Consider the following 23,159-nt stretch of genomic DNA (forward strand, 5'->3'; position numbering starts at 1 on the left):
GGTGGCGGAAGGAGGATCCGCCCCCCGCCCGGACTGACATTCACATCGGGAGGAGGATGCCATGATCAATGCGCTTGGTCAGGTGCTGCCGCGTGCGGCAAAGCAATACGGAACAAAAACGGCGCTGATCACCGAACGCCGCAGCCTGACGTTCATAGAAATGGAGCATCTGTCCAACCGCATGGCCAACGCCCTGACCGCGTTGGGTGTTGAACGCGGCGACCGGGTGACACTCTACGGGCCGAATGCCTGGGAATGGATTGTCGCCTATTACGCTATCCTCAAGGCCGGCGGCGTGGTGAACCCGGTAAACTCGATGCTGACCGCCGAAGAGCTAACTTATGTCATCAACGATGCCGGCTCGAAGGTGTTGATCGCCTCGGATGACAAGCCCTTCGTGATGGAAATCGACTGCCCCTCGGTCGAACATCGGATCCTCTGGGGCGAAGATGCCCCCTTGGGCGCGCTGTATTTCGACGAACTTCTGGACAGCGGCACGCATGCATTCCGCCCGCTTGATGTGGCGGGCGACGATCTGGGCTGTATCTGTTACACATCAGGCACGACGGGGCGGCCAAAGGGCGCGCTGCAATCCCAGCGCAGCCTGCTGCTGAACCCCGCCTACACCGCGATGTTGCAGGGCAGGAACCGCAATGACGTCTTCGTCAACCCGCTGCCCTGCCCGCACGTCTATGCCTCGGTCCTGTTCAACGCGAATTTCCTCTGCGGCTCGACGCTGGTGCTGCTTGAACGTTTCTCCGAACATGGAATGCTGAATGCGATTCAGGAATATCGCGGTACGGTGATGGATATCGTGCCGACCGGCTACTACTACCTTCTCGCCCACCCCGATCTTGAGAAATACGACCTGTCGTCTCTGAACCGCTGCACCGTCGGTGGCCAGACCCTGCCCGCCGCCAAATCGCTGGAATTCACCGAAAGGACCGGCGTGCCCGTGCTGGAGATGTGGGGCATGACCGAACTGACCGGCGGCGGTGCGGCCAACCCCGCGCTGGGAATCAACAAGCCCGGCACCATCGGCCCGGTCTATCCCGGCATGTCGGCCCGCGTGGTCGACGCCGAAGACCCCGATCGCGACCTGCCCGACGGTGAGGCCGGAGAGCTGATGCTCCGCGGCCCGCTGGTCATGCAGGGCTATTACAACAACCCCGAGGCCACTGCCGAAACCATCCGCCCGGATGGCTGGATGCACACCGGTGACATCGTCACCCGTGACGCCGACGGCTATCTGACAATCGTGGATCGCAAAAAGGATATGATCCTTACCGCAGGGTTCAACATCTACCCCGTCGAACTGGAGCGAACGCTGTGCAAACACCCCGCCGTGGCCATGGCCGCAGTCGGCGGCGTTCCGGACGAAACCAAGGGCGAAATCGCCAAAGCCTACGTAGTGGTGCGGCCCGGAGCCAAGGTCAGCGCCCACGATCTGGCCAATGAGTGCCGCAAACACCTTGCCGCCTACAAGACACCGCGCGCCATCCAGTTCGTCGACGAGGTTCCGATCACGCCCACGGGCAAGGTCATGCGCCGCCTGTTGAAAGACATCGACGACGGCACCCGCAGCCTTGACGGCTGTTCCTGACGGGCCGCCCCCGGGGCCACGCTGCATCAGGACGGGGCGAAAGGGCTTTGGGGACTGGCCTGTCCGGGCCGCCATGGGTATGCCTTTGGCCAAAGGCCGGACCTGCGCCCAGGCCCGGCTAACGCATCGCCCGGGGGTGAAAGATGAAGATCACGCGTATCGTTGCTTTGGCCCTTGGGCTGGTCACACTTGCGCTGGCCTCCTGTACCACCGTCAGCGCGTCCTTTGACCAGACCGACATCGACGCCCTGTCTGCGCGGATCCGCGCGCTGGGCCCCGAGGTTGATCCGGGCGAAGCGCAACGTGCGGCGCGCATCGCCTTTCAATACTCGGTTCAGCTCAAGCAGGAATACGAGGTCACCGACCCGCCACTGATCCACAACGCCAAGGTTCACAACGGCGAACGTCAGCGCGGCCTCTGCAACCACTGGGCCGAGGATCTGCACCGGCGTCTGAGCCAAGAGAACTTTCGCACCCTCAGCATCCAGCGCGCGATTTCTCCGCGGACACCGTTCCGGATCATCCACCATTCTGCCGTGGTCACCAAACGTGGTGACACGATCTATGACGGGGTGATCCTTGACCCTTGGCGCAATGGCGGCAAGCTGCATTGGGAAGGCACCCGCGCCGACGACAAGTACAACTGGCGTCCGCGCCAAGAGGTGCTGAAAGAGATGATCGCGGCGCGCAAGTTGCGCGATGCCCGCGAAAACTAGGCCTCTGGCCCAGAATTGTTACTGCCCCGAACCGCGCTGCAAATTGCTAAGCAGCACCCGCGCCCGCCGGGCGTAGGTCCCGTTCGGATACTGGCCCAGATAGTTGCGCAAACCCTGCTCTCCCCGCGCCATGCGCCATGTGGCGGCTTCTCCGGCGGGCACCGTCGCACGAACAGCGACCGGGCGCGCAGGGGCCGGACGGGCGGGCAGCTTTGCGGCCGCTTCGGACAGTTGCGCCACTTGCGCCGCATCCAGAAAACCTGTCGGTTGAGCCCCGACCTGCTTTTGCCACGCGGCAAGTGCAGCCCGCGTGCCGGGTCCAAAGATCCCGTCGATACCGCGCGTATCGAACCCCAGTGCCACCAGTTGCCGTTGAACGGTTTTACGCGCGCCCAGATTCAGCGCCAGATCGGATTCCGCCGCCTTCAGGGCCGCTACGGCGATGCCCTTGGTCGCCTCAGCCACATGAGCGCCTTCGGGATAGCTATCGAGATAGGCCAGCATCGCCTCTGCCGTTGCCGCCTTCGCCGCCGCCCGCCATGCTGCATTGTCCGCCGTCAGCGCCCGGTCGCGCGCTGCGGCCTGTTCGGCTTGGGTGGGCGGGCGCACCTCGGTGTGATCCAGCACGGTCAGACCTTCGGTCACGTAACCTGCCAGCGACAGGCCATGCGCTGATGCCGTGCGTCGCAACCGCTGACCGGGCTGCGCCATTTCACGCGCGGCAAACCGGGCGATCGATTCTGACGGACCACGGATCACGGTCACACCTTCGGGGATATCGATCCCGTCCAGCGCTGCTGCCCCCTCGTCCGCGCCCAGCACGAGGAACGCGCGACGCGGGCTTTGCGCCAGAACCGCCAGCACATCGCCGAGTGCCAATCCCTCTTGCATCGCAGCAGCGCGCCCTGCGGGCCGCAAGACCGGGCCGCTGCCGCCCACCGCGAACCGGCCCGACAGAACGACAACAAGCGGGGCTTCACCTTCGGCAATCGTATCGGCAAAGCTTGCCAGAGCCTGTTGCATCGGCAGATGCCCGCCATTGGCCAGCGACACCACCTCTTGCCCACGCAAGGACAGCGCCTTGGCGACCTGCCCGACCTCCTCCGGGCCAAAAGCGCCTTGCAACGCGCCATATCGGGCGTTGCCAATCACAAGCGCGTCCCCGGTCACGAAATCAGCCCAAGCCGACATCCCCGACAAACCCGTCAACAGCACCAGTCCCGCCTTGAACATCACCCGTTCCCCTTCGCACCCTGACCGAGTCGCACATGCCGCAACATGCCCTTGGGTCAAAGCCTAGCGAAGCGAAACCGATCCGTCGACGCCAAGTCGGTTTTCGCATCGGTCCAGCGGTCAGCGCGTGAAGAGGGAGAAAGGCGAAGAGTGGTGCCGGTGAAGGGACTCGAACCCCCGACCCCATCATTACGAATGACGTGCTCTACCAGCTGAGCTACACCGGCACTCTTCTTGTCACGACCCGCTGTCCGTCAGGGATACAGCGGATGTGGTGCGCGGCCTATTAGCAAACGGGCCGCGCAAGGGGAAGGGCTATTTTGCGCCTTCCTTCTCGGGGTCTTTGGCGGCCTCTGGTTCGATCACTTCGGCATCTTCCGGTTCGGGCCTCGCGGGTTTGGCCTCGGTCGGGGCGGTCGTCGCAGGGGCCTCGGGATCAAGGTCGACAACATCCGCCGCCTCGCTTGCGGGCTCGTCGGATTTGTCCTCCAGCGCGCCAACAATCAGCGGCAGCATGTCGGCACCGGCGGGCAGGACAACCTCGGATTGCGGCGGAGTGGTCCAGCTAAGGGTGTCAAAGGCCGAGCAGTTGGAACAGATCGGCGTCCATTCCGCGTGGATCGTATTGCACTTTTCACAGACCCACTGCGGCCCGCGCGGCGCGGTCAGCGCCTTGGCAAGATAGCCGCGCACAACCGCGTCCTTCGCGCCTTCGCCCTTTTCGATTGCGGCCATGATCGCCAGAACACGTGCATCCGGGTTCTTGTCCAGCAGGTCACCCAGCGCGCGGCGCGCCTCGGGGAAGTTTTCAGCCGCGAGGTTCAGCTCGGCTTTGAGCAAGCGCGTTTCGCGATGCTCGGGCTGGATGCGCGTCAGCTGGACAAAGCGCTGGATGCGCTGGTCCGGGGTTTCATTCGGCTCGATTTCGGCAAAGGCGGCGGCAAGGTCCGGATGCGGATGCGATTCCCATGCCTTCTTGAGCACTTTGATCGCGTTACGCTTGCGCCCTTGGGCGATATAGGCGCGGGCCGCAAGGGCAGCGGCGGGCACCAGATCGGGCGAGGCGCGATTGGCCTCGATTGCGGTTTCGGCGGCCTTGCCGCTGGCTTCGGCATCGTCGATCTCGGTCGCGGCCGACAGTGCCAACACCGCGTCGCGGCGTTTGTAGACGTCACGCGGCAGGGCGCCGTGCTTGAGCTTGGCTGCCAGTGTCTTGCGCGCACCGGCCCAATCATGCTTTTCCGCCTGAAGTTGCAGCAGCGTATCCTGAACCTCGGCGTGCTTGGGCTTGATCGCAAAGGCGCGTTCGGCCAGTTGCAGCGCCGTGTCGGTGTCACCGGTGGCCAGCTTTTGCTTCATGATCCCGCGGATGCCGACGAAACGGGTCGAGTCATTCTTCAGCAGGCGCTTGTAGACCTCTTCGGCCTTGCGACGGTCGCCCACCATCTCAGCGGCCTGTGCGGTGATCAGGTCGGTCAGCTCGGGCTTGTGCAGGTATTTCTCGGCCTTTGTTGCCTTGGCAATGGCCAGACGGCCCTCACCGGACGACAGCGCCATCAGCCCTTCGGACAGGGCCTGATATCCCTTGCGTTCGCGGTTGCGGTCAAAGTAGCGGCTGAGCGCGGTATCATCGCCGTTGATGAATTTCAGCGTCGCGATCAGCAGGGTGAACAGCTTGAAGAACAGCCAGACACCAAAAACCACGACAATCGCCGCCATGACCGATTGCAGCGGTCCCAGCGTATATTCCATCCCGGCAACGGTGATCTGCACCCCGCCCTGGCTTTCCAGCAGATAGCCTGCGCCAAGGGTCAGCGCCGCGACCAGCGCGACGAACACAACGATCTTGATAAGTGACCAAAGCATGATGCCGACCCTTATTCCTGGTTCAGTTGCTGGGCGAGATCGGCCGCCGCGGCAAGCGCATCGCGCCGCAACGTGGCCAGAGCCACCCAGTCGGACAGTTTGTCCCGTGCCACGTCGGGCAGGGTTTCGATTTCCGCAAGCGTGGTGTTCAGATCCCCGCCACGCAGCGCAGCCTCGGCTCGCGACAGGACGGCATCGGGATCATCCCCCGCGCGCGGAGTGACCGAACGCGCGCCCAGTTGGGTGCGGAAGAAACCGCCGACCCCACCGGCCTCGGTTCCATCTGCCCCGGCGGCGCGAGCCGCGGACAACGCATCGCGTGCAGCATCGGGGAAGGTCGAGATCAGTGTCGACACAGTCGGCAAACCCTCGTCCGCGCCTCCGCTCAGCGCGGCGGGAACGGCCACGCCGTTGGCGTTCAGCACGGCCAGCGGTTCGGCATAGGGGCGGCCATCGCGGGCCCGCACCGTCAGGTCCGCCAACGCGGCACGGCTGGCCGCCAGCTTGGCGCGGGTTTCGGCGCTGACTTCTGCCTCGCGGGCGCGGGCGGCCATCGCCTCGACCTCTTTGCGGGCGGCGGCCATCGTGCCCTGCTGCGCGGCGATCTGCGCCTTCAAAGCGTCAAGCTCACGTTCATAGGCGGCAATCGCCTCGGGCGAGACAGCATCGGCCAGCGGTTGTTTTTCAAGCGCGGTCAGACGGGTGTCCAGCGCGCCCAGCTGCTGGCCAACGCGGGTCAGATTGTCATCGACAGCGGTCATCTTGGTCCGCAGATCCGCCAATCCGGTCTCAAGGGCGGTCACGGAGGTGCCCAGCGGCGCGATGTCGATGCCGCCCAGCGCCTTGTCCGTATCGGCAGCACGCTTGGCAAGATTTTCGATCTGCTCGACCTGCGACCGCAGCGCGGCCCGGGTTTCGGTGACAAAGGGATCTTCTTCGGCGGCACCCGACCCCATGAAGGGCAGATCCGGGTAGGACCCGGCAACAAAGCCGATCCCCGCCGCCACGACACCGCCCAGCAGCATCGGGACAAAGCCACCCTTGCGTTCCACCACGGTTTCGCGAACCGTTTGGGGTTCTGGGGCCGGAGCGGCCATTTCCGCGGCCAGCGTGTCGTCCGCAGGCTCTGTCAGGTCCGGCGCCACCCGGTCATCCGCCGCGCCCGAGGCAAGATCCCCACCGTCATGCGGAACAGAGTCTTCGGCCTTGTCAAAGACCTGATCGGCATCCGGGTCCGTATCCGAAGGATCGCCGGTTTCGGCGGCAGGCTCAACGTCCTCTGCCGCTGCCACCTTGTCCGCCTCTGCCGCGGTGATCGTTTCCTGACCTGCTTCTGCGGCAAGGCTGTCTTCGGCTGCATCGGCACCGGAGGTCAGCGTATCCACCTCGGGCAGGCTGTCATCGGTCCCAACCTTGTCGGCGGGGGTATCCTTCTTTGACTTGGCCACGTGATCTTTTCCCCTCGAAAACACTTCGGCCCGAACACGCGGACCGTATCAATAGTCTCCTGCCAGCGCCCGTTTCAGCAGGTCCGAGACAACCTCCTTCATTGCCTCCGACTCGGGCCGCCGTGCCACTTTCAATTCCTGTTTATGCAGCGGTCCAAGCGCGTTGGCCACAGCTTCACTCATGGCCGCGACAAGAAGAGGCGCTTCTGCGTATTCCTTGGCCAGCAACTCGCCCGTCCGGGGAGAGAAGACCGGGAGCACCACGGGGGTGTCCCCGGCAAGGGCATCGCGCGCTTCATCCGTCAGCACCTGTTCCGGTTGATCGTAGATCACCGCGTTGAAACAGGGGATGCCCGCATCGCCAAGCCGCCCGGCCACCTCGCCCGTCACATGATGCCCGTGCAGGTGCATCAAGGGTCCGGGTGGATTTTCCCGGGCAATGAACGCAACAAGATCATCCGCCGACCCGCCAGCGCTGTGCGCCCGCATCCCTGATGCCTCTGCCGCACGGGCCGTGGCCGCGCCAACCGCATAGGCGGGCAGATCCGATGATCCGCCAAGACTCCGCCATGCCATGACCCCATTGGCCGAAGTAAAGATCAGGCCCCGCATGGCCGAAACATCGGGCAGTGGCCCCGTCGGTTCAACGGCAAATGCTGGCGAAATCACGCAGCGAAATCGCAGCCCTTTCTGGCGCAATTCCTCGGCAAACCTCTCGGAGGCCGGGCGTGGCCGGGTCATCAACAGGACAGGAAGGGCATCAGGCATGGAGCCTCCGGGATTGTGGGGCGCCTCTGTGGGTGGTACCTGCAGACGCCATGATACGCAACGGGAACGCCGGATGACATCTCCCCTGATCCTTGGCTTGGAAAGCAGTTGTGACGACAGCGCCGCCGCGCTGCTGCGCGGGCGCGAAGTGCTGTCCTCTGTCGTGCGCGGACAGGCCGACCTGCACGCGGACTTTGGTGGCGTCGTGCCGGAAATCGCGGCCCGCGCCCATGCCGAACGGCTGGACCTCTGCGTCGAAGACGCCTTGGCCAAGGCAGGCGTGACGCTGGATCAGGTGGATGCAGTGGCCGTCACGGCGGGGCCGGGGCTGATCGGCGGCGTGCTGTCGGGGGTCATGCTGGCCAAGGGGTTGGCCTCGGGGCTGGGCAAGCCGCTGGTCGGTGTGAACCACCTTGTCGGGCATGCGCTGACCCCGCGCCTGACCGACGGGTTGCGCTATCCTTACCTGATGCTGCTGGTGTCGGGCGGGCATTGCCAGTTCCTGATCGCCCGCAGCGCAGAGGATTTCACACGCCTTGGCGGCACCATCGACGACGCACCGGGAGAGGCTTTTGACAAGACCGCGCGACTGTTGGGCTTGCCACAGCCCGGCGGCCCCTCGGTCGAGGCCGAGGCACGCAAGGGCGATGAAAAGCGGTTCCGCTTTCCCCGCCCTCTTCTGGATCGCCCGGGATGCGATCTTAGCTTTTCGGGGCTCAAGACCGCATTGATGCGCCAGCGCGACCAGTTGATCGCCGATCAGGGCGGTTTGCACGCACAGGACGTGGCGGATCTATGCGCCGGATTTCAGGCGGCCGTGCGGGATGTTCTGACGGAAAAGGCACGCCGCGCGATCGCCAAGTACAAGGACGAGGCACCGGAAGAACCGGCGCTGGCGGTGGCGGGCGGGGTCGCGGCCAATCAGGTGTTGCGTGGTGCGCTGGAAAGCCTCTGCACGGACACCGGGCTGCGGTTTACGGCCCCACCGCTGCGCCTGTGCACCGACAATGCCGCGATGATTGCCTATGCCGGTGGCGAGTTGCTGGGCTTGGGCGTGACCCATGACATGGGTCTTTCCGCACGCCCCCGCTGGCCGCTGGACCGCGCGGCGGCACCGCTGATCGGATCCGGCAAGAAAGGGGCCAAGGCATGAGCGTTTCGGTCCTTGGCGCCGGAGCCTTTGGCACCGCGCTTGCGGTGGCGCTGGGGCGCAAGGGACCGGTGACGCTTTGGGCGAGGGATTCCAGCGTGCTGCGCGAAACGGGGCAAAGCCCCCGGCTTCCGGGTGTCGACCTGCCACCGTCCGTGACGATCACCGACGACCTCGAACAGGCCACCCGCGCACGGACGCTGTTGCTGGCCGTACCGATGCAACAACTGTCGCACCTGCTGGACCGCATCGACGACCCCTTGCGAGGCAAGGCGCTGGTTGCCTGTTGCAAGGGCATCGACCTGACAGAAGGGATCGGCCCGTCCGCATTGATTGCCGGACGCAAACCCGGGGCCACGCCCGCCGTGCTGACCGGTCCCAGTTTTGCTGCCGACATTGCCAAGGGCCTGCCCACGGCGCTGACGCTGGCCTGTGGTGATGAAACGCGCGGCCATCGCCTGCAAGAAACGCTGTCTACGCCGGTGCTGCGGTTGTATCGCAGCAATGACATGCCCGGAGCCGAACTGGGCGGCGCGCTGAAGAATGTGATCGCCATCGCCTGCGGGGCCTGTATCGGTGCCGGACTGGGGGACAGCGCCCGCGCTGCGCTGATGACCCGCGGCTTTGCCGAGATGGTGCGACTGGCGGTGGCGCTGGGCGCGCGGGCCGAAACGCTGACCGGTCTTTCGGGGCTGGGCGACCTTACGCTGACCTGCACCTCGGACATGTCGCGCAACTATCGGTTCGGCCTGTCTCTGGGTCGGGGTATGGCCTTTGACCCGGAGGTGACCGTCGAAGGCGCCGCCACGGCCCGTGCCGCCGCGCGGATCGCCCACGACCGGGCCCTGCCCTTGCCGGTCTGCACCGCCGTGGCGGACCTGACACAGGGCCAACTGACCGTTCCGCAGGCCATGGATGCCCTGCTTTCTCGACCACTCAAGGATGAATGACATGTTGATTGCCCTGATTGCCCACGACAAACCCGGCGCGCTCCAGATCCGCAAGGACACACGCCCCGCCCATGTCGACTATCTGAAGTCCACCGGGGTCGTGTCGCAGGCCGGTCCGCTGCTGGACGACGAAGGCCAGATGATCGGATCGCTGGTGATCCTCGACGTCGCCGACAAGGCCGCCGCCGAGGATTGGGCCGCAAACGATCCCTACGCCAAGGCGGGCCTGTTCCAGAGCGTCACCCTGACCGCGTGGAACAAGGTGATCTGATGCGCTATTGGCTTTTCAAGTCCGAGCCGTCGACCTGGTCCTGGGAGGATCAGGTTGCCAAGGGCGACTCGGGCGAGGAATGGGACGGCGTGCGCAACTATCAGGCGCGCAATTTCATGCGCGAGATGGCCAAAGGCGACCGGGGGTTCTTTTATCACTCGCAAAAGGAAAAAGCCGTGGTGGGCACCGTCGAGGTGATCGCCGAGGCCCATCCCGACAGCACAACCGACGACGACCGTTGGGAATGCGTGGACATCAAGGCATTGGAAAAGGCACGCAATCCGGTGACGCTGGACCAGATCAAGGAAGATCCGCGCCTGTCCGAGATGATCCTTGTCAGGAATTCGCGCCTGTCGGTGCAGCCCGTAACCCCGGAGGAATGGCAGGTGATCTGCGGTCTTGCAGGGCTGAATGCCTGAGCTTTGACCCAATGGGGCGGATCAAGTGACTCGGGGATTCTGGCAATCTGGGGTATATCGACCGGGACGGCCAAAGGGCTGTTGCCGACTGACGTTTATCCGCCGGGCCCCGAGCACTGCGGACCAAGCCGGAGAGCTTATTCATGATGGAACTTGTGAATATCGTCCTTGCCGCCGTCCTTGCCTTTGCGGCGGGCGCGGTCTGGTACATGAGCCTGGCCGAACCCTGGAAACAAGCTTCGGGCGTGGCGCTGGATGCCGACGGCAATCCCGAAGGCGGCGGTATGAAGCCGGGCGTCATGGTGTTGACCTTTGTCATGCAAGTCGTCGTCGCGGGCATGATGCGCCATGTCTTTGCTGCCAGCGGGATCGAAACGCTTGGCGGGGGCCTGCTATCCGGCCTTGGGATCGGGTTGTTCCTGATTTCGCCGTGGATCGCGCTGAACAACGCCAATTCGCTGCGTCCGTTCAAGCTCACGCTGATCGACGGTGGCTATGCGACATTGGCCTGCGGCCTGATGGGACTGGTGCTGACGCTGTTCTGATGACCGCCCCGGGGCGCGCGCGTTCATGGCGCACCCCAACTTGCCGGTATTGAAACGGGGGATTCCAGACGTCCGGAACCCCCCGCTCACCCACGTGCTCCCTACGCACCACACGTGTAATGAATTCCTTGGGTCCGGCCTTTCTGGCCAGTCATGAAGACGTTACGCCGCCACGGTCCGCCAAGCAAATCGGGAATAGGCGCAATTTCAGTCAATTGCCGGACGCCCGGCGTCGGAAACGAAAAAGCCCCCGGCGTGGACCGGGGGCTGTACCTGCGATTCCGACGCGATCAGCCGTAGACGGCTTCTTTGCCGAAATGCTTGGTCAGCATGTAGTAGACGACCGCACGGTACTTGTTGCGCTCGGACTTGCCATAGGTCTCGATCACCGAGTTGATGGCCTCCATCAGCTCGGGGCCATCCGACAGACCCAGCTTCTTGACGAGGAAGTTGTCCTTGACCGTTTCCAGCTCACTTTCCTGCGAAGACGCGACCGTCGAGGCGTCGGCATTGTAGATGGCCGGGCCGCAGCCGATGGTGACCTTGGTCAGCAGGTCCATGTCCGGCTCCATGCCGCACTTGGTCTTTAGGTCCTCGGCGTATTTGGCGATCAGTTCGTCGCGCTTTCCCATGTTCACTCCCTCTTTTCGTGTGCGGCGGCGGACCGGCGCAATTTGTGTCGATGTCCGGCCATCTGGCGGCCGTGCGATGCCATCGTGGCCGCAGGACGCCATGATTGGCAAGGGAAATGCGGACACCTTGTTCCCCGTTGCCGGGAATCGACAGCCCTCACGTCGCCAGTGGAAAAGAATCATCCCCTCTGAATGGCGAGCCTGTCGGGTAACCAAAAAGGGAGATGGACATGCTGACGGAAGATCAGAAAGCCGCCTACGCGCGCGACGGGTTTGTCGGCGGACTGACCGCCTTTGACCGGGACGAGGCCGCAGCATGGCGCGCCCGGGTGGAAAGCCTTGAACGAAACAACGCCGACGGGGCGGGTGGCCACGACCTTGCCCAGTTCTTTCGGGTGAATGGTCAGCTGGTCATCCCCATGCTGGCAGAAATCGCCCGCACGCCACGGGTGCTGGACATGGTCAGCGATGTGCTAGGCCCCGACCTGTTGGTCTGGAGTGTCGAACTGTTCATCAAGGAGCCGGGTACCAGTTCGGTCGTCAGCTGGCATCAGGACCTGACCTATTGGGGAATGGGCGAAACCGACGAAGAGGTCACCGCGTGGATTGCCCTGTCCGATGTTTCGATTCAGGCAGGCTGCATGCGTTTTATTCCGGGCAGTCACGCTGGTCATATCGTCGACCATCGTGACACCTTTGGTGAGGACAACCTGTTGTCCCGGGGACAGGAAATCGACGGGGTGGACGAAGACGCGGCGGTTCACTCTCCGTTGGCACCGGGACAGATGTCCTTTCATCACGGGCGTTGCTTTCACGCGTCGGGGCCGAACCGTTCAGCGGACCGGCGCATCGGTGTGGCGATCCGCTATGTGACACCCGAGGTAAAACAATCCGTCGAGGGACGCGATTATGCCATGCTGGTTAGGGGCCGCGATTCCTCGCGCGGATGGATCAATGTGGCCGGGCCAACCCGGCTGTTCGACCCGCAGGACCTTGCGCTATACGACGAAGTGCGCAGTCATCAGGCAAAGACGCTGGCCGCTGGCGCCATGGGCAAGGTCGGCATGTACGCGACACAGGAGGGCACCGCATGAGTGAGACCCGCACCGTCAGCTTCACCGAGATGAAGCACGGCACCAAGGAAGACTATGAACTGCTGGAAAAGCTGGAAAAGCCTTACCTTGCGCTGACCCCTGACCGCGTTCTGGACGAATTGCGCCGTCAGGGCGAAGTCTCGTTGGAAGGATACCGCATCACCCGGCTGACCCACGGCCTGCAATCGGCCACCCGCGCGGAACGCGACGGCGCGGACATCGACTGGATCGTTGGCGCGCTGTTGCATGACGTGGGCGACGGGCTTGCGCCGCAGAACCATGACCGGTTCTCGGCCGAGGTCATACGGCCATTCGTGCGTTGGGACGTGGCGTGGGTTGTGGAACATCACGGCATTTTCCAAAGCTTCTACTATGGGCATCATTATGGCTGGGACCGCAATGCGCGCGACCGGTTCAAGGAACACCCCTGCTATGACAGCTGTGCCCGGTTCTGCGAACGCTGGGACCAGTCGAGCTTTGATCCCGAATATGACAGCCTGCCCCTTGCGCATTTCGAACCGATGGTGCGTGAGGTTTTTGCCCGCAAAGCCTATGATCCCGATGTGCTGCGCGAAGGCTATGTCTCGCCCCTGACATCGGCGGGCTGATGGCGCGTCTTTCTTTGCTCGCACATTATTAACCCGGACGGGGCTAGGGTCACCGCGCAACCTCAACCGGCGCGGTGGCCATGATCCGTACCTTCTTCGCGATCCTCCTGACCGTGCTTGCCCTGGCAACCTGCCTGTGGCAGGGCAACAGGCTTGCGATCAAGACCTCAGAACATGAACTGTTGCTGCGGGCGGAAAACTGGGCGCGGCTTTGGGTGCGGCATGTGGCCAATGACAGCTCGGCGCTGAATGCCCTGCTAGGCCAGCGCGCGCTCAGCGAGTCGGAATGGGCCTTTGTCCGGCGCGAAATGCGGGATGACAATGTCTTTCGGTTCAAGGTCTTCGACCGTCAAGGCACGCTGGTCTTCGACACTGCCACGGCTGAGGACGGGCGCGCGGCGCTGCCATCGTCCCATGCGCCCAACGTCATAGGCGGGCGACTGGCCGAGGTTCTGGCGACGCGCAAACCCGCGACCGAGGTATTCACAGATACCGGCGGCGGCGACCGGCCTGAACATTTTGCCGAAACCTATTATCCGATAATGGACGGCGACACCCTTCTGGGCGTGCTGGAGGTCTATACCGATGTCACGCAGGCTGCTCATGAAATTCAGCCGCTGTTCGGCAATCTGGTGCTATCTGTCGGCCTGATCGTGATTTCGGGCATGTTGGTCCCGGTCGGATTCCTTGTGGTTTTCTGGCTACAACTGCGACAGTCCAACCGCGTTCTTTTAACCGCCCGCCAAAGGGCCGAAGACGCCGAACGCACCAAGGCGGAATTCCTTGCAAACATGAGCCATGAGATCCGGACCCCGATGAACGGGGTCATCGCCATGGCCGAATTGCTGGAACAGGGCAATCTGGATGATGAACAACGCAGTCTGAGTCGGACGATCACGCAATCCTCTGTGGCGCTGTTGTCGATCATCAACGACATCCTCGATTTTTCCAAGGTCGAGGCGGGCAAGATGCGGCTGCACAAAGAAAGCTGTGACCTGATCGCGCTGATTCAGGATGCCGCAGCGCTTTTTGCGCCCTCGGCCACGGCGAAATCGGTCGATGTGATCGTTGAATACACCGTGCCGCCCCCCTTTCACGTGGTCACCGATCCGGCCCGCTTGCGCCAATGCCTGCTCAACGTCATCGGCAACGCGGTCAAGTTCACGATGAAAGGCCATGTTCATATCTGGATCGGCCTGACCGACCATGGCGACCTGTCGATCAAGATCTCGGACACTGGGGTCGGCATTCCTGAAAACATGCTGGACCACATTTTCGAAGAATTTGCCCAGATCGAAGACGGCCGCACGCGGCAGTTCGAGGGGACGGGGCTTGGGCTGGCAATCACGCTGCGCCTGACCCGGTTGCTGAACGGCACGCTGACCGCGCGGTCCCGGCAAGGCATCGGTTCGGTTTTCGAATTCCGCTTCCCGACCGAGGTCTCGGAATCGCCGGAGGAAGATCAGGCGTTCTGGACCGATGTGCGCAGCCGCTTGTCCGGTCGCCGGATCCTTGTGGTCGAAGGGCTGGACGTCAGCCGCAGGGCGTTGCGCGGCACCTTGGAACATCTGGACGCCAAACCGATCTTCGCGCGCGATCTTGACGGTGCCCGCCGGCTTGTCATCGCTCTGCAACAGCAAAGAACGCCGCCCGATATCTGCCTTTTGGGCGATGCGCTGACCGGTCCGACCCTGCAACAGCTGCAACAATCCGCGACGGATCTGCCCCTGATCCTGATGGTCAGCCCCGGTCAGGATATTGCCGGAGAGCGGTTAAAGGCCCTGGGGATCACAAGCACGCTTCGCAAACCTCTGGACCCGCGTGTGCTGGCGACCACGCTCTGTTCCGCGCTGGGCGCGCACCCCGGCAAGCCAACCGTTGAACCCGATGTACCCGCCCAACCGGACGGGCAGCCCCACGCAGGCCGTACGATCCTCGTGGCCGAGGACAATGCCACCAACCGACTGGTGCTGGAAAAGCTGCTGGGGCGGTCGGGACTAAGGCTGGAAATGGCTGGCAACGGGCGAGAAGCCGTCGCGCTTTTTCAGAGTGTGCAGCCCGATCTGGTCCTGATGGATGTGTCGATGCCTGTCATGAACGGTCTCGACGCCACGCAAGAGATCCGCAGGATCGAGGCACAGGCCGGAGCGGTCAGTTGCCCCATCATTGCCCTGACAGCCAATGCGCTGCCCGAAGACGAACAAGCCTGCCTTGCGGCAGGCATGTCCGATTTCCTGTCCAAGCCGGTCCGCCGCGCAGATTTGCTACACATGCTGGACCGCTGGTTGCCAACCGATGACGGCGCGGTGGTGGCCAAGACGGGATGACCCGTCCCGGCCAATCCCCGATCAATAGCGATAGTGCTCGGGCTTGAAGGGGCCTTCGGGTTGCACCCCGATATAGCTGGCTTGCTCGGTCGACAGGTTGCTCAGCTTGACACCGATACGATCAAGGTGCAGGCGCGCGACCTTTTCATCCAGATGCTTGGGCAGGATGTAGACCTTGTTTTCGTAGTTGTCGCCGTTCTTGTACAGTTCGATCTGCGCCAGAACCTGGTTGGTGAAGGACGCCGACATCACAAAGGACGGGTGGCCGGTGGCATTGCCGAGGTTCAGCAGACGCCCTTCGGACAGCAGGATGATACGATTGCCGTTCGGCATTTCGATCATGTCCACCTGTTCCTTGATGTTGGTCCACTTGTGGTTCTTCAGCGCGGCAACCTGGATCTCGTTGTCGAAATGGCCAATGTTGCCGACGATCGCCATGTCCTTCATCTCGCGCATGTGTTCAATGCGGATGACGTCCTTGTTGCCGGTGGTGGTGACAAAGATGTCGGCCATGCCGACCACCTCTTCCAGCGTGGTCACCTGGAAACCATCCATTGCCGCCTGCAACGCGCAGATCGGGTCGATTTCGGTGACGATTACGCGGGCGCCCGCGCCTTTCAGCGACGCGGCCGAGCCTTTGCCCACATCGCCGTAGCCGCAGACCACGGCGACCTTGCCGGCCATCATCGTGTCGGTCGCGCGGCGGATGCCGTCAACCAGCGATTCCTTGCAGCCGTATTTGTTGTCGAACTTCGATTTGGTGACCGAGTCGTTGACGTTGATCGCAGGGAAGGGCAGCTGACCGTCGCGCACCAGCTGATACAGGCGGTTCACACCGGTGGTGGTTTCCTCGGACACGCCCATGATCTGGTCGCGGGTCTTGGTGAACCAGCCCGGGCTTGCTTCCATCCGCTTTTTGATCTGCGCCTTGATGACCTCTTCTTCTTCGGAGGTGGGCACGGCGATGATGTCCTCGCCCGCTTCAGCGCGCGCGCCCAGCAGGACGTACAGCGTTGCGTCGCCGCCATCGTCAAGGATCATGTTGGGGCCATCCTCGAACAGGAACGACTTGTCGAGGTAATCCCAGTGCTCGGCCAGTGTTTGACCCTTGATCGCAAAGACCGGCACGCCAGCCTTGGCGATGGCCGCCGCGGCGTGATCCTGCGTCGAAAAGATGTTGCAGGACGCCCAGCGCACATCGGCACCCAGCGCCACCAGCGTTTCGATCAGGACGGCGGTCTGGATCGTCATGTGCAGCGAACCGACGATGCGTGCGCCTTTCAGCGGCTTTTCCTCGCCATATTCAGCGCGCAGCGCCATCAGGCCCGGCATTTCCGTTTCGGCGATATCCAGTTCCTTGCGGCCAAAATCGGCCAGCGCAATATCCTTGACGATGTAGTCCTGGGTCATTTCGAATCCTTCAAATACGATGATGCGCCCGGCCCAATCCCGGGGTGGTGGATTGACGTGCAAGTACCACCCACAGCCCGTGCGCACAATGCCATTGACCGCCGCAGCAACCGGCCGCCGACAGGGCTTGTCCTGCGATTTACAAGCGCCGCGTTGCGCCGTAGTCAGGCGCCGGCTGGACGGCGCGGGGAACGACATGGCGAAACAACAGGCACGAGCGTGGCAACGGATGTTATCGGGGCGCAGGCTGGACCTGCTGGATCCCACCCCGGTCGACATCGAGATCGAGGACATCGCGCATGGCCTTGCCTTTGTCGCCCGTTGGAACGGCCAGACGCGGGGCGACTATGCCTATTCGGTGGCTGAACATTCGTTGCTGGTCGAGGTGATCTTTGGCCGCCTGTGCCCGAACGCGCGCCCGGCGGAACGGCTGACTGCGCTACTGCATGACGCGCCTGAATACGTGATCGGCGACATGATCTCGCCCGTGAAGGCCGCGGTCGGGCCGGGGTATGAGGAATTGGACAAACGTCTGTCCGCCGCGATCCACATCCGGTTTGGATTGCAGGCCGCCACGCCGCCCCGGTTGAAAAAGCAGATCAAGAAGGCCGACAGCATCAGCGCATGGATGGAGGCGACACAGATCGCCGGGTTCAGCCGGGCCGAGGCCAACAAGTTTTTCGGCACACCGGATCATGACATGATCGCAGATCTTCAGATCCGGTTGCGCCCACCGGTCGAGGTGCGCGCCGAATTCACTGCCCGCTTGGGCGAATTGTTGCAGGAGATGCCGCGATGAAACTCGCCGTCCGCCCGGCTGGCCCGCTGGATGCCCGCCCGATGGCTGAACTGTTGAACGAGATCATCGCCGCGGGCGGAACGACGGCGCTGACTTCGCCCCTTGGCACCGAAGATCTGCGGACCTGGATGACCCAGACCCCGGAGCGGGCCGCATGGCACCTGGCGGAAACCGAGGACGGGACGGTTGTGGGTTTCCAATGGATCGAACCGGCGGATTACCTGCCGGACGAGGCCGCGGAAATTGCCACTTTTGCCCGGCTGGGCAGCGCCGGACTGGGCATTGGCTCTGCTCTTTTCCGGGAAACCGAAAAGGCGGCGCGCAAACTGGGCTATGCTTGGATCAATGCCAATATCCGCGCCGACAACAGCGGCGGGCTGGCCTATTACCAAAGCCGGGGTTTCGAGGATTACGCCACCAAGTCAGGTGTGCCGCTGGGCGACGGCCAGACGGTGGACAAAGTGCTGAAGCGCTACGATCTGAGGTAGCGATCAGTTGCGGACATCCAGGCCCGGCGGATCGGGGTAGTCGATCATCAGTTCGGTGCCGCTGGCCATGATGCAACTGCGCGACCGGGCATCGGTGATCAAAACGGTAAAACGGCCGCTGTCTTCGGCGGCCCAAAGTTCCAGCATCGTCGTACTGGTCGTCAGGCCGATCAGGATCTGGCGTTCGCCAAATCTTTGATCCAGTCGGCCAACCACGGTCGCGCGGTCGGCGCAAAACAGCGGTGATTGCGCCATGGCGACGGGCGGAGCCAATGCGGCGGCCCCCAGAACAAGCGAAGCGGTAAACAGACGTTTGAACATGGTCTCTCCTTTCGCCAGAGAGACCACCACCGGCGCTCTCGCCAGCAATTCACGTTGTGTACACGTAATATGGGGAGAGCGCAGGCACCGGAAAAGCGTACAGATATGCACGTTTCCGTGTTGCTGCCGTCAGCGCGGCGAGCGTTTCGCCAAGATCCGTTGCAACGTGCGGCGATGCATGTTCAGCCGCCGCGCCGTTTCCGACACATTGCGATCGCAAAGCTCGTAGACCCGCTGAATATGTTCCCAACGGACACGATCCGCGCTCATCGGGTTTTCCGGCGGCGGCGGCAGATCATCGCCCTTGGCCAACAGCGCATTGGTGATGTCCGTCGCATCCGCCGGTTTCGAAAGATAGTCCGTGGCACCGATCTTGACCGCCGCGACCGCGGTGGCAATCGCGCCGTACCCGGTCAGCACAACCACACGGCTGTCGGGGCGCTTGTCCCGCAGGACCTCGACCACATCCAGCCCATTGCCATCCTCCAGCCGCAGATCGACGACTGCGTAGGCCGGTGGGCGGGCTGTCGCAATCGCGGTGCCCGCAGCAACGGACCCCGCCATCTCGACCTCGAAGCCGCGCTTTTCCATTGCCTTGGCAAGGCGCCTCAGGAACGGCTCGTCGTCGTCAACAAGAAGCAACGAACGGTCGTCCCCGAGTTCTTCGATGCTGCGTTCTGCCAAGAGCCTTCCTCCCACAGCCGATGCGTGAGCAAGAGTATTAGCGGGCTAACCAGCGGTGGTCAAACGCATCTCGCCACGTCAAGAGGCATCGATAAAGCAGGCGGTTCGGTCGGCCATCTGCTCGGGCGTGACCTCGCGGCGGAAGAAGTCGACAAAGCCGACCTCGGGCAGGACGAGATAGGTAAAGGTCGAGTGATCGACGAGGTAATACTCGGGGTCGCCATCCTTTTGCTTGTTGTAATACGTCCGGTAGGCTTGGCTGGCCGCCTTGACCTGCTCGGGCGTTCCGGTCAGGCCGATCATCTTGTCATGGATCAGCTCGGCGAATTCGCCAACAACCTCCGGCGTGTCACGCTCGGGGTCGACGGAGATAAAGACCGGGTTCACGTCATAGCCGCGCTCAGTCAGCACGTCGATCGCCTCGGCGTTGCGGGCGGTGTCAAAGGGGCAGACATCCGGGCAGAAGGTATAGCCGAAATAGACGAGGCTCGGCTTTGTAATCACATCCTTGTCGGTGACCTCTTCCCCGGACTTGTTCAACAGGGTGAAAGGCCCGCCGATCTGGTCGGCCCCGCCGGCAATCCGGGTTGCGCGACATTGTTCATAGGGATCCCCCGACGCGGATTGCTGGGTATAGATCCAAACCCCAGCACTCAGGGCAACAAGACCACCAAAGGCGGCGATTGCGGCAAGACGCTGCATGACTTTCCTACTCCGGACTGTTTTACCTTAGCTATCCGCTGGGAGGCGGGGTACAAGAGGGACGAAAGGGCGCAGATGGCGCGGGAGGATCTGGGACTGATCGGCGAAGAACAGCGCAGCAACTGGATCCGTCTGCGGACCATGATCCTTTTGCGATGGTTTGCCGTGATCGGACAGCTGGCGGCGATCACGATTGCGCAACGACTCTATAACCTGCAACTGGAACTGGGCCTGTGTTACCTCGCCGTCGGCGTGTCGATTGTCGGCAACCTGATCGCAATTTCCGTCTTTCCGGAAAACAAGCGGTTGAGCGAGACCGAGAACTTCATGATGGTCATGTTCGACCTTCTCCAGCTCTGTTTCCTGCTTTACCTGACGGGCGGTCTGCACAACCCGTTTTCGCTGTTGGTGCTGGCCCCCGTGACCGTATCCGCCGCGGTGCTCAGCCTGAGGTCCACGTTCATCCTTGGGTTCACGGCCTTCGCGCTGGTTTCAGGCATGGTTTATTACCACCTGCCCCTGCGGACCGAAGAGGGCTTCATCCTCCGCATCCCGGATATTTTCGTCTACGGGCAATGGGCGGCAATCTGCATCGCGCTGGTTTTCATCTCGGTCTACTCGCGCCGCATCACGCGTGAGATGAATTCGATGTCCGACGCACTGGCCGCAACGCAGATGGCTTTGGCCCGGGCGCAAAAACTGAACGACCTTGGCGGCGTGGTCGCCGCCGCAGCACATGAGCTTGGGACCCCTCTGGCAACGATCAAGCTGACCTCGTCGGAATTGGCCGAGGAACTGGACGATCACCCGGATCTCAAGGACGACGCGCTGCTGATCCGCGAACAGGCCGACCGCTGCCGCGACATCCTGCGCAGCATGGGCCGCGCCGGGAAAGATGACCTGCACATGCGGCACGCTCCTCTGGTCGAGGTCATCCGCGAGGCTGCCGAGCCGCATCAGGATCGCGGCAAGGAAATCCTGATCGAAGACGGCCCCGGCCCGGGCGGCGAATACACCCAACCCCAGATCCTGCGCCGCCCCGAGGTCATTCACGGTCTGCGCAACCTCGTGCAGAACGCGGTGGATTTCGCCCGCACTCAGGTCTGGATCGAAGCCATGTGGACGGATGATGTCATCTCGATTCGGATCATGGATGACGGGCGCGGCTTTCCCCAACATCTGATCGGACGCATTGGCGATCCCTTCGTACGCCGCCGTCGCAGCGAAACCGAAAAGCGCGAGCGACCGGAATACGAAGGCATGGGCCTGGGCTTGTTCATTGCCAAGACGCTGCTGGAACGCACCGGCGCCGAGTTGAGTTTTGCAAATGGATCAGACCCTTACGCCGCCGGAACCGACCCGGCCGAACGGCGTGGCGCAATTGTCGAAGTGGTCTGGCCACGCGGCAAGATCGTAGCTGACGCCGCAAAACCCGGCACCGCACTGGGCGAAAACCGCCTGATCGAGATTTAGGCACGGCTCCACGCGAAGTTCATTTGGTTAACGCCAAATTAACTAAATGAAATACAACTATAGGGAAAGTACTGGGACAGGCTGCAAAGAGGCTGGGCATTGGAGGATCTGTTAATTCTGGCAATCGGGGCCGGCGCAGCTTCGGCACTGGTGGCGGCTGTCCTGATGTTCTTCACGCTTCGACCGCGCCACCGCGACCGACTTCAATCCGGAACACCCGAAACTGTCCTCTTGTTCCGAAACGGCGAGGTTGTCGATTACACCCCAGATGCAAAAGAGTTGTTCGACCGGACGATCCTGACCGGCATGGGATGGGAAGAGGTCCGGGAATCGCTGATTGCCGGTTTCCCCGATCTGCCCGAAGAGCCGCCCAGCCGCGCCTCAACATGGACGTCTCCCCTCGTCGAAAACGCGCAACTCCTTTTGGAACCCTCGGCCAACCGATTGCATCTGCGCCTGCGCTGTACGCCGGATGGCGCGGCGAGCCTGTTCCGGGCCAAATGCCACAACGACGAATACCGGCGTCTTGCGGAACTGTCCCGCAACGCGCCCGACGCGCTTTGGCAGACAGATAACGACGGCAACCTCCTGTGGTGCAACGAAGCCTACCAGGAGCTCTGTTCGGAAAACGGGCGCAGCAGCGAAGGGCAATGCCTCATCAACATGGACCTGCCAGCCAAGCGGGTGGAACGGACAACCCGGATCAGCGTCAAGTCCGAAGGGCAGGTGCAGCGCTGGTTCGAAGTGGTTTCGCGCCCGGTCGAAGAGGGCTGGGTCCATTACGCCACCAGCATCGACAGTCTCGTCAACGCCGAGATGGCCCAGCGCAACTTTGTGCAGACCCTGACCAAGACCTTTGCCCATCTGCCTATCGGATTGGCCGTCTTTGACCGGGATCGTCAGTTGGTACTGTTCAACCCCGCGCTGGTCGATCTGACCCATTTGCCGGTGGATTTCCTGTCGGCCAAGCCCAACCTCTTGTCCTTCTTCGATCACATGCGCGAAAATCGCATGATGCCCGAACCCAAGAACTATGCCTCTTGGCGGGACAAACTCTATGACGTGGTTAGCGCCGCGCGTGAGGACCGCTACTGCGAAACCTGGAATCTGCCGTCGGGCCTGACCTACAAGATCACCGGCCGCCCGCACCCGGACGGGGCCGTTGCCTTCCTGATCGAAGACATCAGCGCCGAGATCTCGTTGACCCGGCGCTTTCGGTCCGAGCTGGAGCTTACGCAATCCGTGCTGGACGGTTTCGATGACGCGGTTGCTGTCTTCTCGCGTCTTGGCGTCCTGACTTTTTCCAATGCGGCCTACCGGGCACAATGGAAATGCGATCCCGACAGCGCCTTTGCCGAAATCACAATCGTGGACGCCACGAAAGATTGGCAGAATGAATGCAAGCCCAGCCCGATCTGGGCCGATCTGCGCGAATTTGTCCTGACGCTACGAGAGCGACAGCGCTGGCAGGCGGAGCTGACCCGGGACTCTGGTGAGCGTCTGTTGTGCATGGTTCAACCAGTAGCCGCGGGGGCGACGCTTGTCCGCTTTACGCCGATACAGGACGCCAGCCTCCCCGATCTGGCCGAGGAAGAGCCCCCCGCCGTCACCCGCTCACAAGCCATCGGCTGAACGCGCTTGCAGCCCGGCGC

At 62.8% G+C, this 23,159-nt stretch carries 23 protein-coding genes and 1 tRNA gene; 14 read left to right on the forward strand and 10 right to left on the reverse strand.

Annotated elements, in window-relative coordinates; translation table 11 throughout:
• Positions 1–61: 61 nt before the first annotated feature.
• Together KJP30_RS13490 and KJP30_RS13495 are read left to right on the forward strand one after the other, a co-directional pair.
• Entirely contained in the window at positions 62–1,603 is a 1,542-nt protein-coding gene (locus tag KJP30_RS13490) for a class I adenylate-forming enzyme family protein (RefSeq protein WP_218449788.1), read from the forward strand.
• A gap of 143 nt (positions 1,604–1,746) precedes the next feature.
• Positions 1,747–2,319, forward strand: a complete 573-nt coding sequence (locus KJP30_RS13495) for a hypothetical protein (RefSeq protein WP_218449789.1) — start codon at positions 1,747–1,749, stop codon at positions 2,317–2,319.
• An 18-nt stretch (positions 2,320–2,337) separates the two neighbouring features.
• Here the strand turns inward: KJP30_RS13495 and KJP30_RS13500 are convergent, their stop codons facing one another.
• From KJP30_RS13500 to KJP30_RS13520, 5 genes are all read right to left on the reverse strand, one after another.
• Positions 2,338–3,552, reverse strand: a complete 1,215-nt coding sequence (locus KJP30_RS13500; protein WP_246594490.1) for a peptidoglycan-binding protein — start codon at positions 3,550–3,552, stop codon at positions 2,338–2,340.
• 151 nt (positions 3,553–3,703) lie between these two features.
• Positions 3,704–3,779, reverse strand: a tRNA-Thr gene (locus KJP30_RS13505).
• Positions 3,780–3,867: 88 nt separating this feature from the next.
• Complete coding sequence (locus tag KJP30_RS13510) at positions 3,868–5,418, reverse strand: heme biosynthesis protein HemY (protein WP_218449790.1); 1,551 nt, start codon at positions 5,416–5,418, stop codon at positions 3,868–3,870.
• 11 nt (positions 5,419–5,429) lie between these two features.
• A complete protein-coding gene (locus tag KJP30_RS13515; protein WP_218449791.1) occupies positions 5,430–6,866 on the reverse strand; it encodes a COG4223 family protein in 1,437 nt (478 codons plus the stop codon).
• A gap of 48 nt (positions 6,867–6,914) precedes the next feature.
• Entirely contained in the window at positions 6,915–7,634 is a 720-nt protein-coding gene (locus KJP30_RS13520) for a uroporphyrinogen-III synthase (RefSeq protein ID WP_218449792.1), read from the reverse strand.
• A 73-nt stretch (positions 7,635–7,707) separates the two neighbouring features.
• On the opposite strand from KJP30_RS13520, the gene tsaD reads away from it, so the two are divergent.
• From tsaD to KJP30_RS13545, 5 genes are all read left to right on the forward strand, one after another.
• Positions 7,708–8,787 (forward strand): tRNA (adenosine(37)-N6)-threonylcarbamoyltransferase complex transferase subunit TsaD, encoded by a 1,080-nt coding sequence (tsaD, locus tag KJP30_RS13525; protein WP_218449793.1) that lies wholly within the window; start codon positions 7,708–7,710, stop codon positions 8,785–8,787.
• Complete coding sequence (locus KJP30_RS13530; RefSeq protein WP_218449794.1) at positions 8,784–9,734, forward strand: NAD(P)H-dependent glycerol-3-phosphate dehydrogenase; 951 nt, start codon at positions 8,784–8,786, stop codon at positions 9,732–9,734. Before tsaD ends, KJP30_RS13530 begins: the two co-directional genes overlap by 4 nt.
• 1 nt (position 9,735) lies before the next feature.
• Complete coding sequence (locus tag KJP30_RS13535; protein WP_218449795.1) at positions 9,736–10,005, forward strand: YciI family protein; 270 nt, start codon at positions 9,736–9,738, stop codon at positions 10,003–10,005.
• Entirely contained in the window at positions 10,005–10,424 is a 420-nt protein-coding gene (locus tag KJP30_RS13540) for an EVE domain-containing protein (RefSeq protein ID WP_218449796.1), read from the forward strand. Before KJP30_RS13535 ends, KJP30_RS13540 begins: the two co-directional genes overlap by 1 nt.
• A 146-nt stretch (positions 10,425–10,570) precedes the next feature.
• Positions 10,571–10,969 carry a DUF1761 domain-containing protein gene (locus KJP30_RS13545; protein ID WP_218450159.1) on the forward strand — a complete coding sequence of 133 codons (399 nt, stop codon included), beginning with the start codon at positions 10,571–10,573 and terminating at the stop codon, positions 10,967–10,969.
• 290 nt (positions 10,970–11,259) lie between these two features.
• Here the strand turns inward: KJP30_RS13545 and KJP30_RS13550 are convergent, their stop codons facing one another.
• Entirely contained in the window at positions 11,260–11,601 is a 342-nt protein-coding gene (locus tag KJP30_RS13550) for a DUF2853 family protein (protein ID WP_218449797.1), read from the reverse strand.
• A gap of 230 nt (positions 11,602–11,831) precedes the next feature.
• Between KJP30_RS13550 and KJP30_RS13555 the strand changes: the two genes are divergently transcribed.
• The 3 genes from KJP30_RS13555 (at position 11,832) to KJP30_RS13565 (ending at position 15,630) form a co-directional block, all read left to right on the forward strand.
• Positions 11,832–12,695, forward strand: coding sequence for a phytanoyl-CoA dioxygenase family protein (locus KJP30_RS13555; RefSeq protein ID WP_224874188.1), 864 nt, complete (start codon positions 11,832–11,834; stop codon positions 12,693–12,695).
• The gene (locus KJP30_RS13560) at positions 12,692–13,303 is read left to right on the forward strand and encodes an HD domain-containing protein (protein ID WP_224874190.1); all 612 of its coding nucleotides are present in this window, start codon (positions 12,692–12,694) and stop codon (positions 13,301–13,303) included. Before KJP30_RS13555 ends, KJP30_RS13560 begins: the two co-directional genes overlap by 4 nt.
• Positions 13,304–13,383: 80 nt before the next feature.
• Entirely contained in the window at positions 13,384–15,630 is a 2,247-nt protein-coding gene (locus tag KJP30_RS13565) for a response regulator (protein WP_218449799.1), read from the forward strand.
• A gap of 21 nt (positions 15,631–15,651) precedes the next feature.
• Here the strand turns inward: KJP30_RS13565 and ahcY are convergent, their stop codons facing one another.
• On the reverse strand, positions 15,652–17,040 hold the full coding sequence (gene ahcY / locus KJP30_RS13570; protein WP_218449800.1) for an adenosylhomocysteinase: 1,389 nt from the start codon (positions 17,038–17,040) through the stop codon (positions 15,652–15,654).
• A 196-nt stretch (positions 17,041–17,236) separates the two neighbouring features.
• Here ahcY and KJP30_RS13575 point away from each other — a divergent pair, with 196 nt between their 5' ends.
• Positions 17,237–17,839 (forward strand): HD domain-containing protein, encoded by a 603-nt coding sequence (locus KJP30_RS13575; protein WP_218449801.1) that lies wholly within the window; start codon positions 17,237–17,239, stop codon positions 17,837–17,839.
• Positions 17,836–18,327, forward strand: a complete 492-nt coding sequence (locus KJP30_RS13580; RefSeq protein WP_218449802.1) for a GNAT family N-acetyltransferase — start codon at positions 17,836–17,838, stop codon at positions 18,325–18,327. The genes KJP30_RS13575 and KJP30_RS13580 overlap by 4 nt, the downstream gene beginning before the upstream one ends.
• A 3-nt stretch (positions 18,328–18,330) precedes the next feature.
• Here KJP30_RS13580 and KJP30_RS13585 read toward each other — a convergent pair whose 3' ends face one another.
• From KJP30_RS13585 to KJP30_RS13595, 3 genes are all read right to left on the reverse strand, one after another.
• Complete coding sequence (locus tag KJP30_RS13585; protein WP_218449803.1) at positions 18,331–18,648, reverse strand: hypothetical protein; 318 nt, start codon at positions 18,646–18,648, stop codon at positions 18,331–18,333.
• Between the two features lie 129 nt (positions 18,649–18,777).
• Positions 18,778–19,332, reverse strand: a complete 555-nt coding sequence (locus KJP30_RS13590; protein ID WP_218449804.1) for an ActR/PrrA/RegA family redox response regulator transcription factor — start codon at positions 19,330–19,332, stop codon at positions 18,778–18,780.
• Between the two features lie 78 nt (positions 19,333–19,410).
• The gene (locus KJP30_RS13595) at positions 19,411–20,034 is read right to left on the reverse strand and encodes an SCO family protein (RefSeq protein WP_218449805.1); all 624 of its coding nucleotides are present in this window, start codon (positions 20,032–20,034) and stop codon (positions 19,411–19,413) included.
• A 75-nt stretch (positions 20,035–20,109) separates the two neighbouring features.
• Here KJP30_RS13595 and regB point away from each other — a divergent pair, with 75 nt between their 5' ends.
• Positions 20,110–21,507, forward strand: coding sequence for a sensor histidine kinase RegB (gene regB, locus KJP30_RS13600; protein WP_218449806.1), 1,398 nt, complete (start codon positions 20,110–20,112; stop codon positions 21,505–21,507).
• A 99-nt stretch (positions 21,508–21,606) separates the two neighbouring features.
• The gene (locus tag KJP30_RS13605) at positions 21,607–23,139 is read left to right on the forward strand and encodes a PAS-domain containing protein (protein ID WP_246594491.1); all 1,533 of its coding nucleotides are present in this window, start codon (positions 21,607–21,609) and stop codon (positions 23,137–23,139) included.
• Positions 23,140–23,159 lie beyond the last annotated feature (20 nt).

The organism is Antarctobacter sediminis, from assembly GCF_019218285.1.
Lineage (GTDB): Bacteria > Pseudomonadota > Alphaproteobacteria > Rhodobacterales > Rhodobacteraceae > Antarctobacter > Antarctobacter sediminis.